General features: G+C 63.8%; 25 protein-coding genes and 1 pseudogene. 17 read left to right on the forward strand and 9 right to left on the reverse strand.

All coding sequences use genetic code 11. The features are described from left to right. Positions 1-106: 106 nt before the first annotated feature. The 3 genes from B586_RS00850 to B586_RS00860 form a co-directional block, all read right to left on the reverse strand. Entirely contained in the window at positions 107-1150 is a 1044-nt protein-coding gene (locus B586_RS00850; RefSeq protein WP_047314512.1) for a zinc-binding dehydrogenase, read from the reverse strand. Positions 1151-1156: 6 nt separating this feature from the next. Further along, the gene (locus B586_RS00855; RefSeq protein ID WP_047314511.1) at positions 1157-1369 is read right to left on the reverse strand and encodes a TOBE domain-containing protein; all 213 of its coding nucleotides are present in this window, start codon (positions 1367-1369) and stop codon (positions 1157-1159) included. Positions 1370-1479: 110 nt separating this feature from the next. After that, the gene (locus B586_RS00860; RefSeq protein WP_047314510.1) at positions 1480-2094 is read right to left on the reverse strand and encodes a TetR/AcrR family transcriptional regulator; all 615 of its coding nucleotides are present in this window, start codon (positions 2092-2094) and stop codon (positions 1480-1482) included. Between the two features lie 348 nt (positions 2095-2442). On the opposite strand from B586_RS00860, the gene B586_RS00865 reads away from it, so the two are divergent. Further along, positions 2443-3780 (forward strand): cytochrome P450, encoded by a 1338-nt coding sequence (locus B586_RS00865; RefSeq protein WP_054878966.1) that lies wholly within the window; start codon positions 2443-2445, stop codon positions 3778-3780. 20 nt (positions 3781-3800) lie between these two features. On the opposite strand, the gene msrA is transcribed toward B586_RS00865, so the two are convergent. Then, entirely contained in the window at positions 3801-4328 is a 528-nt protein-coding gene (gene msrA / locus B586_RS00870; protein ID WP_047314508.1) for a peptide-methionine (S)-S-oxide reductase MsrA, read from the reverse strand. Positions 4329-4494: 166 nt separating this feature from the next. Here msrA and B586_RS00875 point away from each other — a divergent pair, with 166 nt between their 5' ends. Genes B586_RS00875 through B586_RS00890 form a run of 4 tightly spaced genes read left to right on the forward strand, consistent with a single transcriptional unit; the run spans position 4495 to position 7305 of the window. Further along, a complete protein-coding gene (locus tag B586_RS00875) occupies positions 4495-5010 on the forward strand; it encodes a nuclear transport factor 2 family protein (RefSeq protein WP_054878965.1) in 516 nt (171 codons plus the stop codon). Continuing rightward, on the forward strand, positions 5007-6041 hold the full coding sequence (locus B586_RS00880; RefSeq protein WP_054878964.1) for an NAD-dependent epimerase/dehydratase family protein: 1035 nt from the start codon (positions 5007-5009) through the stop codon (positions 6039-6041). The genes B586_RS00875 and B586_RS00880 overlap by 4 nt, the downstream gene beginning before the upstream one ends. 10 nt (positions 6042-6051) lie before the next feature. Next, the gene (locus B586_RS00885) at positions 6052-6876 is read left to right on the forward strand and encodes a class I SAM-dependent methyltransferase (protein ID WP_156406845.1); all 825 of its coding nucleotides are present in this window, start codon (positions 6052-6054) and stop codon (positions 6874-6876) included. Between the two features lie 48 nt (positions 6877-6924). Further along, positions 6925-7305, forward strand: coding sequence for a DUF427 domain-containing protein (locus B586_RS00890; protein WP_054878963.1), 381 nt, complete (start codon positions 6925-6927; stop codon positions 7303-7305). Between the two features lie 6 nt (positions 7306-7311). On the opposite strand, the gene B586_RS00895 is transcribed toward B586_RS00890, so the two are convergent. Next, on the reverse strand, positions 7312-7653 hold the full coding sequence (locus B586_RS00895) for a nuclear transport factor 2 family protein (protein ID WP_231584607.1): 342 nt from the start codon (positions 7651-7653) through the stop codon (positions 7312-7314). 130 nt (positions 7654-7783) lie between these two features. Between B586_RS00895 and B586_RS00900 the strand changes: the two genes are divergently transcribed. After that, positions 7784-8698, forward strand: coding sequence for a DNA-3-methyladenine glycosylase family protein (locus tag B586_RS00900; protein WP_156406679.1), 915 nt, complete (start codon positions 7784-7786; stop codon positions 8696-8698). Positions 8699-8825: 127 nt separating this feature from the next. Here B586_RS00900 and B586_RS00905 read toward each other — a convergent pair whose 3' ends face one another. Next, positions 8826-10283 carry a chloride channel protein gene (locus B586_RS00905; protein ID WP_054878962.1) on the reverse strand — a complete coding sequence of 486 codons (1458 nt, stop codon included), beginning with the start codon at positions 10281-10283 and terminating at the stop codon, positions 8826-8828. 179 nt (positions 10284-10462) lie between these two features. Here B586_RS00905 and B586_RS00910 point away from each other — a divergent pair, with 179 nt between their 5' ends. The 7 genes from B586_RS00910 to B586_RS00940 all read left to right on the forward strand — a co-directional run bounded on the left by B586_RS00910 (position 10463) and on the right by B586_RS00940 (position 17615). Next, the gene (locus B586_RS00910; protein WP_047314502.1) at positions 10463-11449 is read left to right on the forward strand and encodes a pirin family protein; all 987 of its coding nucleotides are present in this window, start codon (positions 10463-10465) and stop codon (positions 11447-11449) included. 2 nt (positions 11450-11451) lie between these two features. Further along, positions 11452-12087 carry a TetR/AcrR family transcriptional regulator gene (locus tag B586_RS00915; RefSeq protein ID WP_047314501.1) on the forward strand — a complete coding sequence of 212 codons (636 nt, stop codon included), beginning with the start codon at positions 11452-11454 and terminating at the stop codon, positions 12085-12087. 81 nt (positions 12088-12168) lie between these two features. Further along, entirely contained in the window at positions 12169-13128 is a 960-nt protein-coding gene (locus tag B586_RS00920) for a class I SAM-dependent methyltransferase (protein WP_054878961.1), read from the forward strand. Positions 13129-13151: 23 nt separating this feature from the next. Further along, complete coding sequence (locus B586_RS00925; RefSeq protein WP_156166426.1) at positions 13152-14084, forward strand: class I SAM-dependent methyltransferase; 933 nt, start codon at positions 13152-13154, stop codon at positions 14082-14084. Between the two features lie 185 nt (positions 14085-14269). Beyond that, on the forward strand, positions 14270-15724 hold the full coding sequence (locus tag B586_RS00930; RefSeq protein ID WP_054878960.1) for an aldehyde dehydrogenase family protein: 1455 nt from the start codon (positions 14270-14272) through the stop codon (positions 15722-15724). A 56-nt stretch (positions 15725-15780) separates the two neighbouring features. Continuing rightward, complete coding sequence (locus B586_RS00935; protein ID WP_047314497.1) at positions 15781-16641, forward strand: SDR family oxidoreductase; 861 nt, start codon at positions 15781-15783, stop codon at positions 16639-16641. A gap of 5 nt (positions 16642-16646) precedes the next feature. Next, positions 16647-17615, forward strand: coding sequence for an NADPH:quinone oxidoreductase family protein (locus tag B586_RS00940; RefSeq protein WP_047314496.1), 969 nt, complete (start codon positions 16647-16649; stop codon positions 17613-17615). A 12-nt stretch (positions 17616-17627) separates the two neighbouring features. Here the strand turns inward: B586_RS00940 and B586_RS22655 are convergent. Further along, a pseudogene (locus B586_RS22655) lies at positions 17628-17739 on the reverse strand (hypothetical protein); the annotation flags it as partial. Positions 17740-17988: 249 nt separating this feature from the next. Between B586_RS22655 and B586_RS00945 the strand changes: the two are divergent. Then, complete coding sequence (locus B586_RS00945; RefSeq protein ID WP_054878959.1) at positions 17989-18579, forward strand: PPE family protein; 591 nt, start codon at positions 17989-17991, stop codon at positions 18577-18579. A gap of 172 nt (positions 18580-18751) precedes the next feature. Then, complete coding sequence (locus B586_RS00950) at positions 18752-19051, forward strand: PE family protein (RefSeq protein WP_054878958.1); 300 nt, start codon at positions 18752-18754, stop codon at positions 19049-19051. 77 nt (positions 19052-19128) lie between these two features. Here the strand turns inward: B586_RS00950 and B586_RS00955 are convergent, their stop codons facing one another. Together B586_RS00955 and B586_RS00960 are read right to left on the reverse strand one after the other, a co-directional pair. After that, positions 19129-19977, reverse strand: coding sequence for a tyrosine-protein phosphatase (locus B586_RS00955; RefSeq protein ID WP_047314494.1), 849 nt, complete (start codon positions 19975-19977; stop codon positions 19129-19131). A 1-nt stretch (position 19978) separates the two neighbouring features. Next, positions 19979-21190: an acyl-CoA dehydrogenase family protein gene (locus tag B586_RS00960; RefSeq protein ID WP_156406846.1), complete on the reverse strand. Its 1212-nt coding sequence runs from the start codon at positions 21188-21190 to the stop codon at positions 19979-19981. A 136-nt stretch (positions 21191-21326) separates the two neighbouring features. Between B586_RS00960 and B586_RS00965 the strand changes: the two genes are divergently transcribed. Further along, positions 21327-21788 (forward strand): nuclear transport factor 2 family protein, encoded by a 462-nt coding sequence (locus B586_RS00965; protein WP_054878956.1) that lies wholly within the window; start codon positions 21327-21329, stop codon positions 21786-21788. Between the two features lie 117 nt (positions 21789-21905). Next, positions 21906-23003 carry a Re/Si-specific NAD(P)(+) transhydrogenase subunit alpha gene (locus tag B586_RS00970; protein WP_047314585.1) on the forward strand — a complete coding sequence of 366 codons (1098 nt, stop codon included), beginning with the start codon at positions 21906-21908 and terminating at the stop codon, positions 23001-23003. The last annotated feature ends 7 nt before the right edge of the window (positions 23004-23010 follow it).

Below are 23010 nucleotides of genomic sequence, written 5' to 3' on the forward strand. Positions count from 1 at the left end.
GTCATGAACTGCTTCCACATCACCAGATCCCGTCGAAACATAAACTACAGCACTATATTTCAGGGGTGGTGTGCGCAGGTTATGTGTCGCGGCGTGGTATGGATTCTCAGGGCTTGACCAGGATACGGATAGGGTTGCCCTCCTGACGCTCCAGCTTCTCGATGCCCAACGGCAGGTCTTCGAGGGCGATGATCTCGCTGACCGACCGCGATAGGTCAAGGCGTCCGTGCGAAACCAGCTTCGCTAGTGTCTCGATGTCGACGTTTTGGTAGCCGAGGTGAGCGAGCACCTGCCTGCGGGTCAACGCGAACATGGCGGTGGATCCGATAGTCGGCGAATCCGCGCTCATCCCGACGCCCACCAGCCGGCCGCCATTGGTCAGGCAGTGCAGGGCCTGTTCGAACGTTGCTTTCAGGCCAACGGCGTCAAACGCCACATCCAGTCGCCGGCCACCGGTGATCTCAGCAATCTTGTCTTGCAACCGGTCGTCGCGGGAGTCGAGCGCGTAGTCCGCGCCGATTTCCACGGCGCGTTCCAGAACTGCCGGATTGATGTCGACGGCGATTACTGGTACCGCGCCGACTAACCGCGCGAGCTGGACGATGTGGGTGCCCACGCCGCCAACGCCCCACACTCCAACGGATTCCCCAACCGCTACTCTTCCGGTGCGAACCACGGCGCCGAACGGCGTCGACACCGCGTCGGCCAAGATTGCGGCCTGCTCCAGCGGGACGTTGTCGGGCACGCGCGTCAGGCCGGCCGCCTGCGCCACGGTGTATTCGGCCCACGCGCCGTCGTAGGCGAACGCCATCAACTGGATTCGCGCGCAGTTCGTTACGTCGCCCCGCTGGCAGTTCGGGCATGTCTGGCATGGCCGACCGGCGGCGACCACCACCCGGTCGCCCTCCGCCCAGCCGGTCACATCGGGGCCCAATTTCGCAATGATGCCCGACGCTTCGTGGCCCTGCGTCACCACCGGTGTTTGGGCCGGGAATGTTCCGTTAATCAGACTCAGGTCCGAGTGACAGATCCCGCAGAAAGCAACCTTTACTAAGACTTCGCCGCGTCCCGGCTCCGGAATTGGAATATCTTCCAGCGTAACCTTTTTGGTGTCCGCGTAGAAGCGCTCGGCGCGCATGGTCGGCGCCATGTCTGGTTAGTCGACCCCTATCGTCACTTCTGTCGACTTGATGAACACCGTCGCGGACTGACCGACGGCCAGGCCGAGTTCGACCGCGGCGTCTTTGGTGACCGAGGATGTGACGACCTGATCGCCGCCGTCAAGCTGGACTTTCACGATTGCCATCACAGTGCCGAGGTCGACTTCAGTGATGATGCCGTTGAGCTGGTTCCGGGCTGATAGCCGCATCGCAGTCCTCCGTGTTTCGGATCGTTTGTGATGAGCCTAGCCTGGCGATGATGCGGGCCGAGACGGCCCGAGCGAAGCCGGGCGATCCGGCTTCTTGGAACACTCAATGTTCAGTGTCTAGGGCCGAGTAGCGCAACCGACGCATCCATGGCCGGTTCGACAATCTCCCGGACGGGCCGTCCATCTTCGACGGCAAGTGCGGTCAGTTCACGCAGACCACCCACCAGGATGACTGCCAGCGGCGCAGTCAACGGCGGCAGGCCAGCCCGCTGAAACCCCGGGCTGGCACTGAGATCGATGAGCAGGCTGGACAACAACTGCAATCCACGGCGTTGGACAGGGCGACCGGCGGTACCGAGCGACGGAAGTTCACGGATCCAGCTCAAGGTGATGGCTGGTCGGGACTCGATGTATCCGACGTAGGCCTCGACCGCCTGACGAATCTGGTGATGCCAGTCAGCCTCCGGATCGACCGCGGCCTGGATGCTCTTGCCGAGCTTCTCGACGTCGGCCAGCAGTAATTCCAGAAAACACTCTTCTTTGCTCACGAACTGGTGGTAAAACGTGCGCTTCGAGGTGCGCGCGTGGCGGACGATGTCGGCGACTGTGCTCGCGCGGTAGCCACGCTCGCCGATCGAAGTGGTGAGGCCGTCGAGCAGCCGACGCCGAAAAGGGTTGGTGTCGCGCAGAACCGCGTCGCCCGTGACAGTTGTTGCTGAAGTCATCGACGGAGCGCCCTTCGGTGCATGCGAGGCCCTGCCTGGCTTGGCGCCGCAGAGTCCCGTTTTGGGACAAGGGGGCCGGTACAGTATGGTACCGCCCCCAGGTTGGGGTGCTGATCTTAGCCGCCGCGGCGGCCTTCGTTAGGTTCCCGCCTCGGCGTTGCTGTGTCACTGCGGTCGACGGTCGAACGCCAGGCGCGCCGCGGTTGCACGCCAAGAGTTTGAAGAATCATGTACTCATACCGCGGGCCCCTTGTCAGGCTTGGTACTGCGGAGTACCGTACCGGGAAAGGCCCGCGGTGCACCGTCGCACCACCCCGATCTGGGGGACACGTTGGGAGCGTTATCGCTATGAGCGAAGTAGCCATCGCCCCGCCGGTGTCGTCCGCGGTGCGGCTGCCCCCCGCCACCCGGCTGCCGAAGGTGTTGCAGGGCCTTGCCTTTGCGACGTCACGACGGTGGATGATCCAACGGCTGGCACGCCGCTATGGCAGCGTTTTCACGTTAAACACCCCGATATACGGCCGCATCGTCGTCGTTGCTGACCCGCAGCTAGCCAAGCAGATCTTCACCACTAGCCCAGAAGAGCTGGGCAACATCCAGCCGAACCTGAGCCGGTTGTTCGGTACCGGCTCGGTCTTTGCCCTGGAGGGCGAGGATCACCGCCGGCGGCGGCGGTTGTTGGCGCCGCCATTGCACGGCAAGAGCATGAAGAGCTACGAGCGCATCGTTGAAGAAGAGACACTGCGGGAGACCGAGAGCTGGCCTGAAGGCCAGCCTTTTGCCACGCTGCCGTCGATGAATCGGATCACGCTCAATGCCATCCTGCGCGCCGTCTTCGGTGCCGCCGGTGCCGAACTCGACGAGCTGCGCCGACTCCTCCCGCCGTGGGTCACCCTGGGCTCGCGTCTGGCAGCGATGCCGAAACCCGAACGCAACTTTGGTCGCTACAGCCCGTGGGGCAGACTCGACCAGTGGCGGCGACAGTACGACATCGTTATCGACAAGCTGATCGACGACGAGCGGGCCGATCGAAACTTCGTTGATCGGACCGACGTGCTGGCGTTGATGCTGCGCAGCAGCTATGACGATGGTTCGGTGATGTCGCGCAAGGATATTGGCGACGAGCTACTGACGTTGCTGGCCGCCGGACATGAAACCACCGCGGCCACTCTGGGCTGGGCCTTCGAGCGGTTGAGCCGGCACCCCGAGGTGCTGGTGGCCCTCGTCGATGAGGTCGACAATGCTGGTGGGGGTGCCGGCCACGAGCTGCGCCAGGCGACGATCCTGGAAGTCCAGCGGACCAGGACAGTCATCGATTTCGCCGCTCGCCGTGTCTATCCGCCCGTGTACCAACTCGGCGAATGGGCCATTCCCCGAGGCGATTCGATCTTGGTGAGCATTGCGCAGATCCACGACAATCCCGAAGTCTTCCCAGATCCGGAGCGCTTCGATCCGCGGCGGTACGTCGAACACAAACCGCCCTCCTTCGCGTGGATCCCGTTCGGCGGCGGCACGCGCCGCTGTGTGGGGGCCGCATTTGCCAACATGGAGATGGATGTGGTGCTTCGAACGGTGTTGCGCCACTTCACTATCGAGACAACCACGGCGCCTGGGGAGCGGTGGCACTCGCGCGGGGTTGCTTATACCCCCAAGAATGGCGGGCGGGTGGTCGTGCGTCGACGCTGACCGTTTGGGGTCCTAGCCGATCAGCTGTCGGCTTTGGCGTCTGCGGGGGCTCGTCGTGGCAGCTTCCAGTCGGGGCGAATGAAGTGGCAGGTGTACCCGTTGGGGTAGTGCTGCAGGTAGTCCTGGTGCTCAGGCTCGGCCTCCCAGAAATCCTCAGCGGGGCTGACCTCGGTCACTACCTTGCCGGGCCATAGGCCGGAGGCGTCGACGTCGGCGATGGTGTCGAGCGCGATTCGCATTTGCTCGTCGTCGAGGTAAAAAATGGCCGACCGGTAGCTGGTCCCCCGGTCGTTACCCTGGCGGTTTCGTGTCGTCGGATCGTGGATCTGGAAGAAGAATTCCAATAGCGTGCGGTAATCAGTGACCGCTGGGTCATAGATGATCTCGACGGCCTCGGCGTGCATGCCGTGCTGACGGTATGTCGCGTTGGGTGTTTCGCCGCCGCTGTAACCGACCCGGGTCGAGATCACACCGGGCTGGCGGCGGATCAAATCTTGCATTCCCCAGAAACAGCCGCCGGCAAGGATCGCCTTTCGGGTGCTTGTCACTACTTGTCCCTCCCTGTTGGCCTTACCAGCGACGGTGCCTGGCGGCCGATGACGGTCTCTAGCCAGGCTACACTCCGGCGATGAGATGTAACGGCACTCGGACACCGGATGTGCGATCAAATTGCGTCAAGAAAATCTGCCTAGCCAGCATTTTCCGGGTGTCTGCGTGACCAGCCCGCCGTTCTCCCGCGACGAGTTGTCCGTCGCATTTGAGAAGTTCGAGGAGACGGTCGCTCGGGCGGCCGTAACACGAGACTGGGACGCCTGGGTCGCTCAGTACACACCGGACGTCGAGTACCTCGAGCATGCGGTGGGCACCATGCGAGGCCGCGACCAGGTGCGCGCTTGGATTGAGCAGACGATGAAGACCTTCCCGGGGAGCCACATGATCGCGTTTCCGTCGTTGTGGTCCGTCATCGACGAGCCCACCGGGCGCATCATCTGCGAACTGGACAACCCATTGGCCGATCCCGGTGACGGTACCGTGATCAGCGCGACGAATATCTCCATCATTACCTATGCCGGTGACGGTCAGTGGTGTCGCCAAGAAGACATCTATAACCCGCTGCGCTTCTTGCGGGCGGGGATGCAGTGGTGCCGCAAGGCGCAGGACCTGGGCACGCTCGATGACGACGCGGCGCGCTGGATGCGCGAGAACAATAGGGAGAATGAGGACCGGTGAGCGCCAAACCGGCATTGGTCATCGGCGCCAACGGCTTCCTCGGCTCGCATGTGACCCGCCAGCTCGTCGCCAACGGCGCACCAGGGAAAAGCGATGTGCGGGCAATGGTCCGGCCCACCGCCAACACTCGTGCCATCGATGACTTGCGGCTCACCCGGTTTCACGGCGATGTCTTCGACACCGCCACGCTGCGCGAAGCGATGGACGGTTGCGGCGACGTGTACTACTGCGTCGTCGATACCCGCGCGTGGTTGCGCGACCCGTCGCCACTGTTTCGCACGAATGTGGAAGGGCTTCGCAACGTCCTTGATATCGCGGTCAAACAACCGGGCTTGCGCAGATTCATCTTCACCAGTACCTACGCAACGGTGGGCCGGCGGCGTGGGCACGTGGCAACCGAGGCCGACGTGATCGGCTCCCGCGGGCTGACTCCCTACGTCCAATCCAGGGTCCAGGCTGAGGATTTGGTGATGCGTTACGTGGCCGAGGCCGGTCTGCCAGCCGTCGCAATGTGTGTCTCGACGACGTACGGTAGCGGCGACTGGGGGCGCACCCCGCATGGCGCCTTCATTGCCGGCGCAGTTTTCGGCAAGCTGCCGTTCCTGATGAACGGCATCGAGCTGGAAGTTGTCGGCGTCGACGATGCGGCTAGGGCAATGATCCTCGCTGCCGAACGCGGGCGCATCGGCGAGCGATACCTCGTCTCCGAACGGATGATTCCGTTGCAGGACGTCGTGCGTATTGCGGCCGATGAAGCCGGCGTGCCGCCGCCACGACGGTCCATCTCGGTGCCGATGTTGTACGGCTTGGGTGCGCTGGGCAGCGCGCGAGCCCGGCTCACCGGCAAGGATGCCGAACTCAGCCTCGCGTCGGTGCGTATGATGCGCGCCGAAGGCGAGATTGACCACGGCAAGGCCGTACGGGAACTGGGTTGGGAGCCGCGCCCGGTCGAGGAATCGATCCGCGAGGCCGCCCGGTTCTGGGCTGCGATACGGACGGCTCGAAAGAGCGCCGGCACCGCATCAGAATAGGTTCGTGCCTATGGAACGGGTGCATGTCGATTTAACCGGGCCGCCGCAGACCATGCTGGCGACGTTGTACGCCAAAGCGCTCGATGCCGATGCGCCCCACTCGATCCTGGGTGACCAGTATGCGAAGGCTGCTGTGGCGCGGATCGACTATGACTGGAAGACAACAACTATCACTGCGCGACGGGCCCCTTCGGTCGCGATTCGCACTGCCCACTTCGACAAGTGGGTGCGCCAGTACCTGGCCGTGCACGATGACGCCGTGGTGTTGCACGTCGGTTGTGGTTTGGATGCCCGCGTGTATCGACTGGATCCCGCTGCGGGTGTGCGCTGGTATGACATCGATTACCCCGACGTCATTGAGTTGCGCCAACAGGTGTATCCCGCTCGCACGAATTATTGGATGCTACCGGCTTCGGTAACAGACCCGTCCTGGCTGGCGGAGATACCGGCCGAGCATCCCGCTTTGCTCATCGCTGAGGGTCTGACGATGTATCTGACGCAAGATGACGGACTGGCGCTGTTGCGCCGCGTCGTCGATCGCTTCCCGTCGGGCGAACTGCAGTTCGACGCGTTCAACACGTTTGGAATCCGCACCCAGGTGATCAACGCGGTGGTCCGCCGTTCCGGCGCCACGCTGCATTGGGGGATTGACGGGCCCGCTGACATCGTCGACACCGTTTCGGGAGTGCGCCTGTTGGCGTGGGAATCGGTGTTCGACAGCGACACGTTTGACCTGGTGTCACCGCGGCTCCGGTGGCTGGGTAGAGCAATGACGGCAGTGCCGGTGCTGCGGACCATGGCGCAGTATCACCGGTATGCGTTCGGGAAGGGTTGAGCACAGACTGGTGTTGCACCAATCACCGCGTCTGAGGAGGTATCAACCATGGGTCACCGTCAAGTCCTAGAACCTAGCGCTGGACATCCCATCACCATCGAGCGGACAAAGGGACGGGTCCAGGTGCGCGTCAATGGCGAGCTCATTGCGGACACGACTGCGGCATTGGTATTGCATGAGGCCACTTTGCCTGCAGTGCAATATATTCCGTTGAGCGACGTTGCCCAAGACCGGTTGTCCCGCACCGACACCGGCACTTACTGCCCGTTCAAAGGTGACGCCAGCTACTACAGCGTGACCACCGCCGCCGGTGACACTGTCGACGATGCAATCTGGACATATGAACAGCCGTATCCTGCAGTCGCAGTGATCGCCGGGCATGTCGCTTTCTACCCCAACAAGGCCGAAATAACCGTCCTGCCGCAATAACCTCGACTAGGAGAACGCTGCCGCCCACGAGCGGGTGTCGCTGTATTCGCGGATCGACACAATCAGTCCGTCGCGGGTGTCGAAGATGCAGACGAATGGGCTGTCGTACCGGACTCCGGGAGTGGTGCTGTTGACCAGTCCCTCAACGACCACGGTGTCGCCTTCGTTGACGCAGCGCCTCAGTTCGACGTTGATCTCGAAGATCTGTTTGCGCCGCTCGATGGCGTGGCGCAGAGTCTGCTTGTCGAACGAATCGCGGGTGACGATGCTCCAGTAGGTGAAGTCATCGCTGAGCAACGCGAAGCCTTCGTCTAGATCCCCGCCCTCAGATAAACACTGTAGGTACATCCACGCCAGTTCGGCCTGCGGGTCGTCGAACGGCGTCGTCACATCGCCATCCTGTCTCGGGAGACAGTTTGCGGTCAAACGTCCCTGCCGGATCTGTGATCTGCTGGAGTTTGGAGTCATTTGGAGTCATATGGTGAAGAGCGCACGTACTGTTACGTTCTCCGGGGTGGCCAGCTTCGGGCATACGTTGGCGCCACTGCGGCGGGGTCCTCGGGATCCGTGTTTTCAGGTCCCTGGTGACGGCACGATCTGGCGAACCAGCCGGCTGGCCACCGGACCGGTCACGGCGCGGATCAGCCGCGCGGCCGCCAACGCCGTCCATTGCGCAGCGTGGGGCAGTGGTGCTGAGGAATTCGTCGAGATGCTGCCCGCGATGCTCGGCGCCGACGACGATGCCTCGGATTTCGTGCCGCGCGACCCGACCGTCGCGGCGGCGCACCGACGGGTTCCGCATTTGCGCCTGGGCCGCACCGGGCAGGTGCTGGAAGCCCTCATCCCGGCGGTCATCGAGCAGCGGGTACCCGGCGCCGATGCGTTTCGATCCTGGCGTGTGCTGCTGACCAAGTACGGGACGCCGCCGCCTGGCCCGGCCCCGGCCGGGATGCGGGTACCGCCGTCGGCGCAGGTGTGGCAAGGCATCCCGTCGTGGGAGTTTCACCGCGCCAACGTTGACCCGAGGCGGGCTCAGACAGTGGTGAGCTGCGCACGCCGGGCGGCGTCGCTGGAACGATTGGTATCACGGCCGATGGCGCAGGCACGCGAAGCGTTGCAGTCGCTGCCGGGAGTCGGAGCCTGGACTGTCGCCGAGACCGCGCAACGGGCGTTCGGTGACGCCGACGCTGTGTCGGTGGGCGACTACCACATTCCGAAGATGATCGGCTGGACGCTATTGGGTCGTCCGGTCGACGACGACGTCATGCTAGAGCTGCTGGAGCCGATGCGACCGCACCGCTACCGGGTAGTTCGGCTGCTGGAAGTCAGCGGACTGGCATACGAACCGCGCCGTGGGCCCCGGCTGCCGGTGCAGCAGATCCACTCGCTTTAGCCCGGCGACGATGCGGGCCGAATGGCCCGTTGAGGAGCTGGGCAATTCAGTTTTAGCCCGGCGACGCGCCCCTCCCCTGCGGCGCGGGTGCGTGCTTGTACGGTGACACGCCGAGCATGTCGTACAACTACGCACGCTCACCGAGATCCGGTCCGGTGACCCGACGAGCGCGTTCGGCCGCCGCGGTCTCGCGGTTCAGCCGCTGGGCCTCGTAGATGGTGACGTTGGTACGTGACATCAGCAACGATGCGATGCCCACCGCCAGAATCGCTCCTGGCACGACCGAGAATGAGCCGGTCATCTCCGCGACCATGACCATGATGGCCAGCGGCGCACGGGAGACGCTGCCGAAGCATGTCATCATGCCGACCACGACAAATATCCCCGGAGCATCCGGTACTCCGGGCAGTCCGGACAATTCGCCGAGTCGCCAGATCGCAGCTCCGACGAAGGCCCCGATCACGATCCCGGGACCAAAGAGCCCGCCGGAGCCGCCGGTGCCGATCGACACCGAGGTGGCGACGATCTTGGCGATCGGGAGTACCACGACGAGCCACAATGGGATCGTCATTAGCGATCCGCGATCGGCGGCCAGCTGTGCCCAGCCATAACCACTGCTCAGGACCTGGGGCATCAGCAGTCCCAGCAGGCCGACCAGGAGTCCGCCCAGCGCGGGCTTGAGCACCAGCCCGCCGCGAAGCCGCTGAGTGATTGCCACCGACGCGTGGAAGATTCGGGCGTACAGGTAGCCGACTGCGGCCGCGACCAAACCGATCACCACAAACCACAGCAGGGGCCACGCTCTCTCGAAGCGATACTCGGCGTCGATGTAGCCGAACAGTGGGTCGAATCCCACGATCGACCCGAGCACCGCGTACGCCATCCCCGAGGTAATGAACCCTGGGATCAGGCTGCGGTAGTCGAAGTCGTCGCGGTAGGCGATCGATGCCGCCAATACCGCACCGCCTAGCGGCGCGGCGAAGATCGCGCCGATGCCCGCGCCGATCCCCAGCGCCACCGCGATCCGGCCGTCCTCATCGGATAGGTCGAGTCGTCGGGTCAGCAACGAAGAGAAGCCAGCGGAGATTTGGGCCGTCGGGCCTTCGCGTCCAGCTGAACCTCCGGAGCCAATGGTGAGCGCGCTGGCCACCATCTTGACCAGTACCACCCGGCTGCGGATAGCACGCGGATCGCTGTGTACTGCCTCAATGGCTTCGTCGGTGCCGTGACCGGTGGCTTCCGGCGCGAACCTGGCCACGATTAATGCCGACAGCAGCGCCCCGGCCGTGGTCACCAGCGGGATCGCCCATGGGCGTTCGAAGCCGGCGGAGCCGTGGCTGCCACCCTCGCCGACGGGCGTGGGGATGTGGTAGCCGGCCAGGTAGCCGAGCAGAAATTCTCCGGTGTATTTCAGCGCGAGGTAGAAGACGACCGCTCCGAGGCCGGCGATGACACCGATCGCGGCGCCCAGCAGGAACCACTTGCGCAGGTAGCCCGAGTTCCTGATCGATGCGCCGAACCGTCCACCCGTGGCGGCGCGCCGGGACGCCGCCGGTTGCGGTTCATCCTGGGATGCCTCGCTCACGGCGCTGGCCTGACCCGCGACCCCGGTAGGGGACTGCCGAGGGAGCCTGGAAGCACCACGCCATCTTATTCGGGCCCCGGCGGACCGACGCAGCCCGTCGAGACCACCAGCCCGGGGAATAATCGGACCGAAGTCCGGTTATATGGCTAGCTCCCCTAAATCCATCTTTGGAGGTAAAGATGCCCGCTGTCACTGCAGACACGCTGACTTTGCCGCGCATCCGCTCGGCCGGGCCCGCTGATACCGAGCGGCCAGTCCGATTGATCACTACCGGCCCGCACGGCTATGAAGGTGAGGGCTTCCCGGTGGTCCGGGCGTTCGCGGGGGTCAGCAGCGCGGCGCTGGACCCCTTTGTGCATATGGATCAGATGGGTGAGGTTGAGTATCAGCCGGGCGAGCCTAAGGGCACCGATTGGCATCCGCATCGCGGCTTCGAAACGGTCACCTACATGATCGACGGCACGTTCGCGCATCAGGATTCCCACGGCGGTGGCGGCGTGATCACGGACGGCGCGACGCAGTGGATGACGGCGGGTTCCGGCATCCTGCACATCGAGACCCCGCCGGCTGAACTGGTCGAAAGCGGCGGCGTTTTCCACGGCGTTCAGCTATGGGTGAATCTGCCCCGCAAAGACAAGTTCACGTTGCCTCGGTATCAGGCCATCGAAGCCAACGACGTTAAGTTGCTCTCTTCCCGGGACGGCGGTGCGTTGGTCCGGGTTATCGCCGGTGACATCGACGGCCACCGTGGCCCCGGTGTTACCCACACGCCGGTCACACTGGCGCATGCAACGATCCAAAATGGAGCTCGCGTCAACATTCCATGGCGGCGTGACTTCAATGCACTGGTGTACGTGTTGTCCGGCAGCGGGTGCCTTGGTCCGGTCGCTCACCCGATTAACCAGGGGCAGTTGGCCGTTCTCGGACCTGGCGATCGGATCACCGTCGGCGCCAAGGCTGCCCAAAGCTCGTATCGCACAACGGATCTTGATGTGCTGATGCTGGGCGGACGGCCGATCCGTGAGCCGGTATTTCACTACGGACCATTCGTGATGAGCTCTCGTGCTGAATTGATCGAGGCGCTTGCCGACCACCAGTCCGGCAAGTTCGGCAGCATTCCAGCTAACGCGTTGATGCCGTATGGCGGCGGCGGTGGCACACTTTAGCAATGCCGTCTAGGGTGAGTCGCAAACCAGGCCGTCCCCCAGCGGCGAAGGCCGACGAGACGCGCAAGCGCATTGTCCGCGTCGCTCGCGAAGTGTTCAGTGAACGTGGATACGACGGAGCGACGTTTCAGGCGATTGCGGTCCGCGCTGACCTGACCCGCCCCGCGATCAATCACTACTTTTCCAGTAAGCGGGCGCTGTACCGCGAGGTGGTAGACCAAACCAACCAACTGGTTGTCGCGGCCAGCATCGACCAGGCTAAGCGGGAGACGACCCTGATCAGGCGGGTGTCGGTGCTGATCAACCTGGCGATGCAGGCGCATTCCGATAATCCGGCCGCGTCGGCGTTTCTCGTCACCAACGTGCTGGAATCACAGCGGCATCCGGAATTGAGCCACGCCGAAAACGATGCCGTGCGGCTTAGCCGGGACTTCCTGAGCTGGGCCGTCAAGGATGCCATCGAGTCCGGCGAGCTTGCCAGCGGTATCGATGCGTATTCACTGACTGAGACCCTGCTTGTGGTGCTGTGCGGCGTGGGGTTTTATGCCGGTTATTTGCGCAGCCCCAAAGAGATGGAGGCTGTCACCGAGACGTTGGGCCAGCTGCTGAGCGGCGCACTCTGGCAGCCCAACGCCTAGCGGGCGGGCTGGCCCGCTCGATAGTGATGTGAGGCACAAAGCATATAGGCTGCCTAACTTATTCGGTAGCATGGTCGCGACATGACTGATCTCCACGACTCGCCGTCGTTGCGTAGCGCCGGTGACACCTGGGCCATTACCGAAAGCGTGGGTGCCACCGCGTTGGGGGTCGCCGCCGCACGGGCGGTGGAAACGTTTGGCGCCAATCCGCTGATTCGTGACGAGTTCGCCCGCATCCTGGTGTCGTCGGCCGGTCGAGCGTGGGCCCGGCTAGCCGACGCGAATTTGGCCTGGCTGGACGGCGATGAGCACGGGCAACGGGTGCATCGGATTGGCTGTGACTACCAGGCGGTACGCACTCACTTCTTCGACGAGTACTTCGGCGCCGCCGTCGATGCCGGCATTCGGCAGGTGGTGATACTCGCGGCCGGGCTGGACGCCCGGGCGTACCGGCTGAGTTGGCCCCCCGGCACTGCGGTCTACGAGATTGACCAGCCCCAGGTGCTCGAATACAAGAGCGGAATTCTGCAATCACATGGTGCGGTGCCCACCGCCCGGCGCTGCCCGGTCCCGGTGGATCTGCGTGATGACTGGCCGGCGGCACTAGCCGCGGCCGGCTTCGACCGCTCCCAACCGACCGCATGGCTAGCCGAGGGCCTGCTGCCATACCTGCCCAGCGACGCTGCCGACCGGCTCTTCGAGATGGTCACCGCCCTTAGTGCACCGGGGAGTCAGATTGCTGTCGAGGCGTTCGGCTTGAATTCGACCGGCAACTCGCAGCGTTGGTTGCGCATACGAGACCGGCTCGGTCTGAACGTCAACGTCGCAGAGCTCATCTACCACGAACCCGACCGGTCGGATGCCGCGCGGTGGCTGGCCGACCACGGCTGGCAGGTGCGTGGCGTAAACAACTGGGACGAGATGACCCGGCTTGGCCGGCCGATACCGGAAGACCTGGCCGACGAGGTCGTCCGCAGCACGCTGCTGCGAGCGCGTCTCGCCGGGCCATCCGACGAATCAGAATCCACCAGGACCTGTTAAGGCGGGAGCACGCGATGAGCACACTGCGAACCCATGACGACACCTGGGACATCAAGACCAGCGTCGGCACTACCGCGGTGATGGTGGCCGCCGCCCGTGCCGTCGAAACCGATCGGCCCGACGCGCTGATCCGTGACCCCTACGCCAAACTGCTGGTGACCAACGCCGGTGCCGGCGTCTTGTGGGAAGCCATGCTTGACCCGTCGATGGCGGCCAAGGTGGAAGCGATCGACGCCGAAGCCGCGGCCATGGTCGAGCACATGCGTAGCTACCAAGCGGTTCGGACGAATTTTTTCGACACCTACTTCAACAACGCTGTCGCCGATGGAATCCGCCAGGTCGTGATCTTGGCGTCGGGACTGGATTCCCGCGCCTACCGGCTGGATTGGCCGACTGGGACCACCGTGTACGAGATCGATCAGCCTAAGGTGTTGGCCTATAAGTCCACGACGTTGGCCGAAAACGGCGTGACACCCGCCGCCGATCGCCGTGAGGTGCCCATCGACTTGCGTCAGGACTGGCCGGCGGCGCTGCGAGCCGCGGGCTTTGACCCGTCAGCTCGAACGGCTTGGTTGGCCGAGGGGTTGCTGATGTACTTGCCTGCCGACGCCCAGGATGGGCTGTTCGCCCAAATCGGTGAGCTGAGCTCGGTAGGCAGCCGGCTTGCGGTCGAAACCTCGCCCCTGCACGGCGATGAGCGGCGCGAACAAATGCGGGCGCGGTTCAGGAAGGTGGCCGATGCGCTGGGCTTCGAGCAGGCCGTCGACGTGCAGGAGCTGATCTACCACGACGAAAATCGGGCGGTCGTCGCCGACTGGCTCAACCGCCACGGTTGGCGGGCCACCGCTCACCGCTCGCCAGACGAGATGCGCCGAGCGGGCCGCTGGGTCGATGGCTTGCCGATGGCCGACGACAAGGATGCGTTTGCCGAGTTTGTGACCGCTGAGCGGTTGTAATGGCGCGCACCGCCGATCCGCGGGTCAGCGCCGCGCCGGTGGACTCCCAGCCCGACCAGTCGGGCCGCTAAAGATCCGGGCTGGATCTTCCTACTGCTGGCCCAACCAGGTGATTAGGATCGCGGTTAGCACCGATGAGCGCTATCGCGGAGGGCGGTAGGCAGCTGCGGGAAGGAAGAACCCTAATGACCACCGAATCAGTTGCGCAGCAGACATCGTCCAAGAGCGAGGTTCCGCCGCACGCCCCAGCGGGGGCCAATAGTGCGGCTACCGTGGCTCGGCTTCGTCAGACGTTTGCCAGCGGGCGTACCCGTAGCGTCGAGTGGCGCACGCAGCAATTGCGTGCGCTGCAGGCGATGATGGAGGAAAACGAGGGCGCGATCGCCACGGCGCTCGCCGACGATCTGGACCGCAACCCGGTTGAGGCATTTATCGCCGACATCGCGACGACCGTCACCGAAGCGAAGTACGCGGCCAAAAAGGTGCGCAAGTGGATGCGCCGTAAATACCGACTCTTGGAGGTTCCGCAGTTGCCTGGCCGCGGCTGGGTGGAGTACGAACCGTACGGGACGGTGCTGATCATCGGCGCCTGGAATTACCCGTTCTACTTGACGCTGGGACCAGCAGTTGGGGCGATCGCCGCGGGAAACACGATGGTGCTCAAGCCGTCGGAGATCGCAGCCGCTTCGGCACACTTGATGGCCGAGCTTGTTCCGCGTTATCTGGACAACGACGCGATCGCGGTGATCGAGGGCGACGGCACGGTCAGTCAGGAGCTGATCGCGCAGGGCCTGGACCGTGTGATGTTCACCGGCGGCACCGAGATCGGCCGCAAGGTATACGAAGGCGCGGCACCGCATTTGACCCCGGTCACCCTCGAGCTCGGCGGCAAGAGTCCGGTGATCGTGGCGGCCGATGCCGACATCGACGTGGCGGCAAAGCGGATCGCCTGGATCAAAATCTTGAATGCCGGCCAGACCTGCGTGGCCCCCGATTACGTGTTGGCTGACGCGACGATCCGCGACGAACTGGTCAACAAGATCGGCGCCGCTATCACCAAGTTCCGGTCTCAAGACGATCCAAGCGGACTGCGCATCGTCAACCAGCGCCAGTTCGACCGGCTGAGCGGCTATCTCTCGGAAGTGCAATCTGCGGCCGGAGGAAAAGGTGCGGTCGCCGTCGGCGGTAAGTGTGATGCATCGACGTTGCGCATCCAGCCGACCGTGGTCGTCGATCCCGATCCGGAAGGTCCGTTGATGGCAAACGAGATCTTCGGGCCGATCCTTCCGGTGCTTACCGTCCAATCATTAGACGAGGCAATAGGTTTCATTAACGCGCGACCTAAGCCACTGTCGGCATACTTGTTCACCAAGTCACGTCAGACCCGCGAACGGGTGATCAAGGAGGTGCCGGCGGGTGGCATGCTGGTCAACCACCTCGCTTTCCAGGTGTCGACGGCCAAGCTACCGTTCGGCGGTGTCGGCGCGTCGGGTATGGGTGCCTACCACGGCAAGTGGGGATTCGATGAGTTCAGCCACCGCAAGTCGGTGTTGACCAAGCCGACTCGACCCGACTTCTCGAGCATCATCTACCCGCCGTACACCGAGCGGGCATTCAAGCTGGCCCGCAGGCTGTTCTGATTGTTGTTTGCCCCGAATCTTGGTTTGCCAACTTCCCAGTCGCAGAGAGGAACCTGATGCCCGGAGTGCAAGATCGTGTCATCGTTGTCACCGGAGCCGGTGGGGGACTGGGGCGTGAATATGCCCTCACCCTTGCCCGGGAGGGCGCCAGCGTCGTCGTCAACGACCTGGGTGGGGCCCGCGATGGTACGGGCGCTGGATCGGCGATGGCCGACCATGTCGTTGCCGAGATTCGGGACGCGGGCGGCCGTGCGGTCGCCAACTATGACAGTGTCGCCACCGAGGACGGTGCGGCGAACATCATCAAAACCGCGCTGGACGAATTCGGTGCTGTGCACGGCGTGGTGAGCAACGCCGGGATCCTGCGCGACGGCACCTTTCACAAGATGACGTCCGAAAGCTGGGACGCCGTGCTCAAGGTGCATCTCTACGGTGGGTACAACGTGTTGCGCGCGGCCTGGCCGCACTTCCGCGAGCAGAGTTTCGGGCGGGTCGTCGTCGCCACCTCTACCAGCGGACTGTTCGGCAACTTTGGCCAAACCAACTACGGGTCAGCCAAGCTCGGCCTGGTTGGCCTGATCAACACGCTGGCCCTGGAAGGCGCGAAGTACAACATCCACGCCAATGCGGTAGCTCCGATCGCGGCCACCAGGATGACTCAGGACATCATGCCGCCCGAGGTACTAGAGAAACTCACGCCAGAGTTCGTCGCGCCGGTGGTGGCCTACTTGTGCACCGAGGAATGTGCTGACAGCGGATCGGTGTTCATCGTTGGTGGTGGCAAGGTGCAGCGGACTGCGTTGTTCCAGAACGACGGCGTCAACTTCGATAAGCCGCCGTCGGTAGCGGACATCGCCGCGCAGTGGTCCGAGATCACCGACCTGTCTGGCGCGAAAAAAGCCGGATTCAAGTTGTAGAACACATGAAAGCCTGTGTCGTACAAAAGCTTTCTGGGCCATCCGGGATCGCGTACACTGATATCGACGATGTTTCCGGCGATGGCGGCAACGTCGTCATCGACGTTCGTGCCGCCGGAGTGTGCTTTCCTGATTTGCTGCTAAGCAAGGGTGAGTATCAACTGAAGTTGCCGCCGCCGTTCGTGCCGGGGATGGAAACCGCAGGTGTCGTACGGTCGGCGCCGCCTGGTTCGGGTTTACATGTGGGCGAACGGGTTTCGGCGTTCGGAGTGCTCGGCGGCTATGCCGAACAAGTGGCCGTTCCGGTGGCTAACGTGGTGCGCAGCCCCGCGGAACTCGATGATGCCGAAGCGGTATCGTTGTTGGTGAACTACAACACCATGTACTTTGCCTTGGCTCGTCGCGCCGCAATGCGGCCGGCTGACAGCGTGTTGGTGTTAGGCGCCGCCGGCGGAGTTGGTACGGCGGCGGTTCAGATCGCCAAGGCGATGGGTGCGAGCCAGGTGATAGCGGTGGTGCACCGCGAGAACGCAACTGACTATGTCTCGTCGTTGGGCGCCGACGTGGTGCTGCCGTTGACTGATGGCTGGGCTCAGCGGGTGCGGGAACACACCTATGGTCGCGGTGTGGACATCGTCGTCGATCCCATTGGTGGCGCAGCCTTCGACGACGCGATTCGAGTGCTGGCCATCGACGGTAAGCTGCTGGTCATCGGCTTCGCCGCAGGCGATATCCCTACCCTTAAGGTCAACCGGCTGCTGCTGCGCAACGTCAGCGTGATGGGCGTGGCGTGGGGCGAGTACCTCAACAAGGTCCCCGGTTCGGCGGCCTTGTTCTCCTGGGGCCTAGGCCAGTTGGTTTTTTTGGGCCTGAAACCACCTCCGCCGCAACGCTATCCGTTGTCGGAAGCGCAGGCTGCGTTGCAGTGTCTAGCCGATGGCGGTGTGCTGGGCAAGCTTGTCCTCGAGCCTTAGGGGGCATCTAAGCTCGGCGCTGCGCTGGCCGTAGCCGGCACCGCACAATGCGTCGGCTTCAGCACATCAGTGGGTAATAACCTTTGCCAAGGAGCCCGCGCAGCACATCGGGGTGGGGGTGAGTCGGTTAGCCGGTTGCGTCGGCCAGCCGATATGGTGTCCAGTGGTCATTGCGGCGATTCCTTTGCTGAGCAACTTTGGAGGTCCCCGAAAATCAGCCGATGTCTCTCGTTTATCCGGCTATCACACACCGGTTGTCAACCCACGGCCGGACTCCTACACAACCTCGGGGGCGCAACCCAATAGCAGCACCGCAGACGTCAACACGACTGACAGCAGTCGTCACCAGCCGGAAGGAACCAAGAACAAAGAGATGGACTACGAACAGCAAGCGCCGGAGATTAACTCCGCCCGCATGTACAGCGGCGCGGGTCCGGATCCGATGTATGCCGCCGTCAGTGCGTGGAACAGCTTGGCCGCTCAGGTAGATAACACCGCGGATGCGCTCGCGGACGTGCTCAGGATCCTGCTAGAGGAGTGGACAGGTCCAACGGCGGTACGGATGTTTCAGGCGACAGCGCCGTTTCAGCTGTGGCTGATTGGCCTCGCACAGCAGATCCGGCAGACCGCCGCGCAGCTCGACGGTGTTTACCAGGCCTATCGCTTAGCGTTTCGGGCGACCGTGCACCCGCAGACGATCGCCGCAAATCGCCTTGAGTTGAAGAAGCTAACAGCGGCTAACTTGCTCGGGCTACACGATAAGGAGATCCAGGATCTCGAAGAGGAGTATTTGCAATACTGGGCCCAGGACATTGACGTGATGAAGGCCTATGAAACTACCGTGAACCTTGCCTTGGCGGCGCTGCCTTCGTGGACGTCGGCGCCGGGAGTCGCCGCCAACGCTGGAGTGGTCCGGCAGGCCAGCGCCATGACCGTGCTCAGCCAGTTGTTGAGGAGCACGTGATGGTTGGTACCGGATTTACGGGGTTGACTTGTGTGCCGGGGTTGATCGTGTTGACGCCGGGGCCACCGTCGTGTTCCTCGCATCAACGCCAGTGGTGCGGACAGCGCAAGCGAACGAAACTCGACCAGCCCCGTGCAGATGCTCGGGTTCATCAAAGAGAAACGGAGTCGCCATGTCTTTTGTGACCACAGAACCCGGCGTGTTGACGACAGCGGCTGCGAAGATACGAAATATTGTTAATGGTCTGGTCAACAGCACTGACGCGGCGGCCGATCCAACGATCCATCTCCAGCCTCCGGCTACCGACGAGGTGTCGATCATGGCAATGGAGCGCTTCAGCGCGCATGCGGCGGCGTATCAGGCGGTCATCGCTGAGGCCTCGCTCGTTTGTGGGGAATTCATCGGAGCCTTGAAGAACGGCGCCGCGGACTATTCGGACGCTGAGGCCCACAACGCCGAAACTACCGCCTGAGCTAGCTGAAGGCGATACCAGCACCGCAGCTATCGGTACGGCTGGCAACAGCGTCGTTGTCAGCCAAAGGAACCCGCCTAGCTCAGCAGTGTGCTGCGCAGCTGGTCGACGTCAGCCTCGGTGATACCCGCATCGCGCAGGTAGCCGTCCAGCGACCCGTAGGCGTCGTCGATCGTCTGCCGCGCGGCGGCCAGATACTCCTCACGCACACCGAGAACCCCGTCGGACAGCCGGGCCGCGGTGAACGTCACCACTTCGGGGGTCAGTTCGGTCATCTCGGCGCGCTGTTGGATCATCTCGGAGACCCGAGCCCGCAGCTGCGGTGCGGCGTCATTGCTGCGCAGGAAATCGGCGACAATGCTGTCGCGATCAATACCAATCGTTTCCAGCACCGTGGCGACCACGAAGCCAGTGCGATCCTTGCCGGCGAAACAGTGCGTCAGCACCGAGCGGCCGGCGGCCAGCAGTGTGATGACGCGGTGCAGCGCGGATTGGGCCCCGTTACGCATTGGGAATTGGCGGTATTCGTCGGTCATGTAGCGGGTGGCGGCCGCATTAATGGATTGGTCCGAATCTTCCGCTACGGCGTTGGCCAGGAGCTGCTGAAAGGCGCGTTCGTGCGGGGCCGCGCCGTCGGTTTCGGCGCCATCATCGGCTTTTGGGGCGGCGATGTCAGGGAATGGCAGACGATGGATCTCGATGCCGTCGGGTACTCGTCCCGGCCCGCCACGGGAGACCTCCCGCGCCGCACGCAGGTCAGCAACGTCGGTGATCCCCAGCCGGCGTAGGGTCGCCCGGCCGTCGTCGTCGAGCCGGCTTAGCTCGCTGGAGCGAAACAGCCGTCCGGGCCGCAGCAACGCCCCCGTGCTGTCTGAAACATCACGAAAGTTCCACGCGCCCGGTAGTTCCCGAATAGCCTCAGCCATGTTAGGTGACTGCCGCGGCAAACGGGGATTTCTCCCGCGCCAGTTCGGCGCGCGCAATGGATCGCATGTGCACCTCGTCGGGTCCGTCGAAGATGCGCATCGCGCGATGCCAGGCGTAGAGCCGGGCCAGCACGGTGTCGTCGCTGACGCCGGCGGCCCCGTGCACCTGGATTGCGCGGTCGATCACGTCGCAGGCCACTTGCGGAGCCACCGCCTTGATCATCGCGACCAGGTGCCGCGCCTCTTTGTTGCCATACTGGTCGATTGTCCACGCCGCCTTCTCGCACAGCAGCCTGGCTTGGTCAATTTCGTTGCGGGACTTAGCAATCGCCTGCTGCACGACGCCCTGTTCGGCCAGTGGACGGCCGAACGCCACCCGAGTGCGGACGCGGTCCACCATGAGTGCGAGCGCGCGTTCGGCTCCACCCAGCGCACGCATGCAGTGGTGGATGCGACCCGGCCCCAGCCGGGCTTGCGCGATCGCGAAGCCGCTCCCCTCGCCGCCGAGCAGATTGGTGGCCGGCACCCGGACGTTGTCGTAGACCACCTCGCAGTGGCCGTGCTGGTCCTGCCAGCCGAACACCGGCGTCGAGCGGACAATTGTCACCCCGGGGGTATCCATCGGCACCAGGATCATCGATTGCTGTTGGTGCGCGGCGGCATCGGGATTGGTGCGGCCCATCACAATCAGGATCTGGCAGCGCGGATCAGCTGCCCCGGACGTCCACCATTTGCGGCCGTTGACGATGTAGTCGTCGCCGTCACGCGAGATGGTGGTTTCGATATTGCGGGCGTCGCTGCTGGCGACCGCCGGCTCGGTCATCGAAAAGGCGCTGCGAATCTCGCCGTCCAGCAACGGCTGCAACCACCTCGTGCGCTGCTCGTCGGTGCCGAACATGTGCAGGATCTCCATGTTGCCGGTGTCCGGCGCCGCGCAGTTGAGTGCCTCGGGCGCGATCTCCAGGCTCCAGCCGGTCAGCTCGGCCAGCGGCGCGTATTCCAGGTTGGTCAATCCCGACTCCGCCGGTAGGAACAAGTTCCACAGACCGCGCTCTTTGGCCTTGGTCTTCAGTTCCTCAATGATTGGCGGCACCGTGTGGTCGTGCGGGCCGGCCTGGTGACGGTATTGGTCGTAGTCGGCCTCGGCTGCGAAGATGTACTCGGTCATGAAGTCGGACAGCCGCTTGTGGTAGTCGATGGCCTTGGCCGACATCGCGAAGTCCATATCCGCCACGATAGGTCACGTCCGGTGCCGCTGAGTTTCCGGTCGCTGGCGCGAGATTGACGCGACATTGAAACGACGTTGAAGACGCGCGCTTGGCGGCCGGTGAACGTGCACGATAGACGTTATGAGTGAGCCTCGCCCGCCGTTTCCGCCGTTCACCGTAGAAACCGCGATCCAGAAAATTCAGGCCGCAGAGGATGCCTGGAACACCCGCGACCCGGGCCACGTGAGTTTGGGCTACACGCTTGACTCGCAATGGCGGAACCGCAGCGAACACATCGTCGGCAGGGACGAGATCGTGGCTTTTCTGGCTCGCAAATGGCAACGCGAACTCGACTACTCGCTACGCAAAAGTTTGTGGGACTTCCACGACAATCGCATTGCGGTCCGGTTCCAGTACGAGTGCCGTGATTACGCCGGTCAGTGGTACCGCAGCTACGGCAACGAATTGTGGGAATTCACGCCGTTGGGCTTGATGTCGCGCCGCGAAGCCAGCATTAACGATGTGCCGATCTCCGAGTCCGAGCGCCGTTACTTCGGGCCTCGCCCCCCGTCTGAACACGGCCACGACATTCCACTCTGGTAGGCGTGGCCTGCGGACGAGCGCGAGCTGGAGCCGAGCAATCGGGTTAGGGTGTCTGAGCACGCCCGGCAATCAACCTGCTAGGCAATCTCACGGCTAAGGAAAGTGGATGTACGCGCCATGACAGAAGCGCAGACGACGGTTGGCGTGGTCGCCGAGTCCGGGTCCGACGAGCGGCGCGTCGCGTTGGTGCCCAAGGCGGTCGCGTCGCTGGTGAACAGCGGTCTAGCGGTAGTGGTCGAGTCCGGCGCGGGCGAAGGCGCGCTGCTTCCCGACGAGCTCTACACGGAGGCCGGCGCTCGCATCGGGGACGCGTGGGGCGCCGATGTCGTCGTCAAAGTGGCGCCGCCGACCGCAGCCGAGGTCGGCCGGCTGCGCCGCGGGCAGACGCTGATCGGCTTCTTGGCGCCGCGCAATGCCGACAACTCGATTGGCGTGCTGAAGCAAGCTGGTGTGCAAGCGTTCGCGCTCGAGGCCATCCCGCGCATCTCGCGGGCACAAGTGATGGATGCGCTGTCGTCGCAAGCCAACGTGGCCGGATACAAGGCGGTGTTGCTCGCGGCGTCTGAGTCGACCCGGTTCTTCCCGATGCTGACGACGGCTGCAGGCACGGTAAAGCCGGCCACCGTGCTGGTGCTCGGTGTCGGGGTGGCGGGCCTGCAAGCGCTGGCGACGGCCAAGCGCCTCGGCGCGCGGACCACCGGCTATGACGTGCGTCCTGAGGTGGCCGACCAGGTCCGCTCGGTGGGGGCGCAGTGGCTCGATATCGGCATTGACGCCGCCGGTGCGGGTGGCTACGCCCGTGAGCTCACCGACGACGAACGCGCTCAGCAGCAGAAGGCACTGGAAAAGGCGATCAGCGGCTTCGACGTGGTGATCACCACGGCGCTGGTGCCGGGCCGCCCCGCGCCGCGGTTGGTGACCGCCGCGGCGGTGGAGGCAATGAAACCCGGCAGCGTAGTGGTGGACCTCGCTGGGGAAACCGGCGGCAACTGCGAGCTCACCGAGCCCGGGCAGACCGTGGTCAAGCATGACGTCACCATTGCGGCGCCGCTGAATCTGCCGGCGACGATGCCCGAGCACGCCAGCGAGCTCTACAGCAAGAACATCACGGCGCTGTTGGACCTGTTACTCAAGGACGGCCAGCTGGCGCCGGACTTCGACGACGAAGTCGTCGCGGAGTCATGTGTGACCCGCCGCGCCGGAGAGGACACGTAAATGTTCG

The sequence above is a fragment of the Mycobacterium haemophilum DSM 44634 genome (assembly GCF_000340435.2).
Classification (GTDB): Bacteria; Actinomycetota; Actinomycetes; order Mycobacteriales; family Mycobacteriaceae; genus Mycobacterium; species Mycobacterium haemophilum.

What these genes read in the sequence shown, in the direction of transcription:
- B586_RS00920 (WP_054878961.1), top strand. Translation starts at nt 12,169, where the DNA reads ATGACTGATCTCCACGACTCGCCGTCGTTGCGTAGCGCCGGTGACACC.
- B586_RS00900 (WP_156406679.1), top strand. Translation starts at nt 7,784, where the DNA reads ATGGTGAAGAGCGCACGTACTGTTACGTTCTCCGGGGTGGCCAGCTTC.
- B586_RS00865 (WP_054878966.1), top strand. Translation starts at nt 2,443, where the DNA reads ATGAGCGAAGTAGCCATCGCCCCGCCGGTGTCGTCCGCGGTGCGGCTG.
- B586_RS00855 (WP_047314511.1), bottom strand. Translation starts at nt 1,369, where the DNA reads ATGCGGCTATCAGCCCGGAACCAGCTCAACGGCATCATCACTGAAGTC.
- B586_RS00935 (WP_047314497.1), top strand. Translation starts at nt 15,781, where the DNA reads ATGCCCGGAGTGCAAGATCGTGTCATCGTTGTCACCGGAGCCGGTGGG.
- B586_RS00860 (WP_047314510.1), bottom strand. Translation starts at nt 2,094, where the DNA reads ATGACTTCAGCAACAACTGTCACGGGCGACGCGGTTCTGCGCGACACC.
- B586_RS00955 (WP_047314494.1), bottom strand. Translation starts at nt 19,977, where the DNA reads ATGGCTGAGGCTATTCGGGAACTACCGGGCGCGTGGAACTTTCGTGAT.
- B586_RS00960 (WP_156406846.1), bottom strand. Translation starts at nt 21,190, where the DNA reads ATGTCGGCCAAGGCCATCGACTACCACAAGCGGCTGTCCGACTTCATG.
- B586_RS00945 (WP_054878959.1), top strand. Translation starts at nt 17,989, where the DNA reads ATGGACTACGAACAGCAAGCGCCGGAGATTAACTCCGCCCGCATGTAC.
- B586_RS00970 (WP_047314585.1), top strand. Translation starts at nt 21,906, where the DNA reads ATGACAGAAGCGCAGACGACGGTTGGCGTGGTCGCCGAGTCCGGGTCC.
- B586_RS00930 (WP_054878960.1), top strand. Translation starts at nt 14,270, where the DNA reads ATGACCACCGAATCAGTTGCGCAGCAGACATCGTCCAAGAGCGAGGTT.
- B586_RS00910 (WP_047314502.1), top strand. Translation starts at nt 10,463, where the DNA reads ATGCCCGCTGTCACTGCAGACACGCTGACTTTGCCGCGCATCCGCTCG.
- B586_RS00850 (WP_047314512.1), bottom strand. Translation starts at nt 1,150, where the DNA reads ATGGCGCCGACCATGCGCGCCGAGCGCTTCTACGCGGACACCAAAAAG.
- B586_RS00940 (WP_047314496.1), top strand. Translation starts at nt 16,647, where the DNA reads ATGAAAGCCTGTGTCGTACAAAAGCTTTCTGGGCCATCCGGGATCGCG.
- B586_RS00885 (WP_156406845.1), top strand. Translation starts at nt 6,052, where the DNA reads ATGGAACGGGTGCATGTCGATTTAACCGGGCCGCCGCAGACCATGCTG.
- B586_RS00965 (WP_054878956.1), top strand. Translation starts at nt 21,327, where the DNA reads ATGAGTGAGCCTCGCCCGCCGTTTCCGCCGTTCACCGTAGAAACCGCG.
- B586_RS00890 (WP_054878963.1), top strand. Translation starts at nt 6,925, where the DNA reads ATGGGTCACCGTCAAGTCCTAGAACCTAGCGCTGGACATCCCATCACC.
- B586_RS00950 (WP_054878958.1), top strand. Translation starts at nt 18,752, where the DNA reads ATGTCTTTTGTGACCACAGAACCCGGCGTGTTGACGACAGCGGCTGCG.
- B586_RS00895 (WP_231584607.1), bottom strand. Translation starts at nt 7,653, where the DNA reads ATGTACCTACAGTGTTTATCTGAGGGCGGGGATCTAGACGAAGGCTTC.
- B586_RS00915 (WP_047314501.1), top strand. Translation starts at nt 11,452, where the DNA reads ATGCCGTCTAGGGTGAGTCGCAAACCAGGCCGTCCCCCAGCGGCGAAG.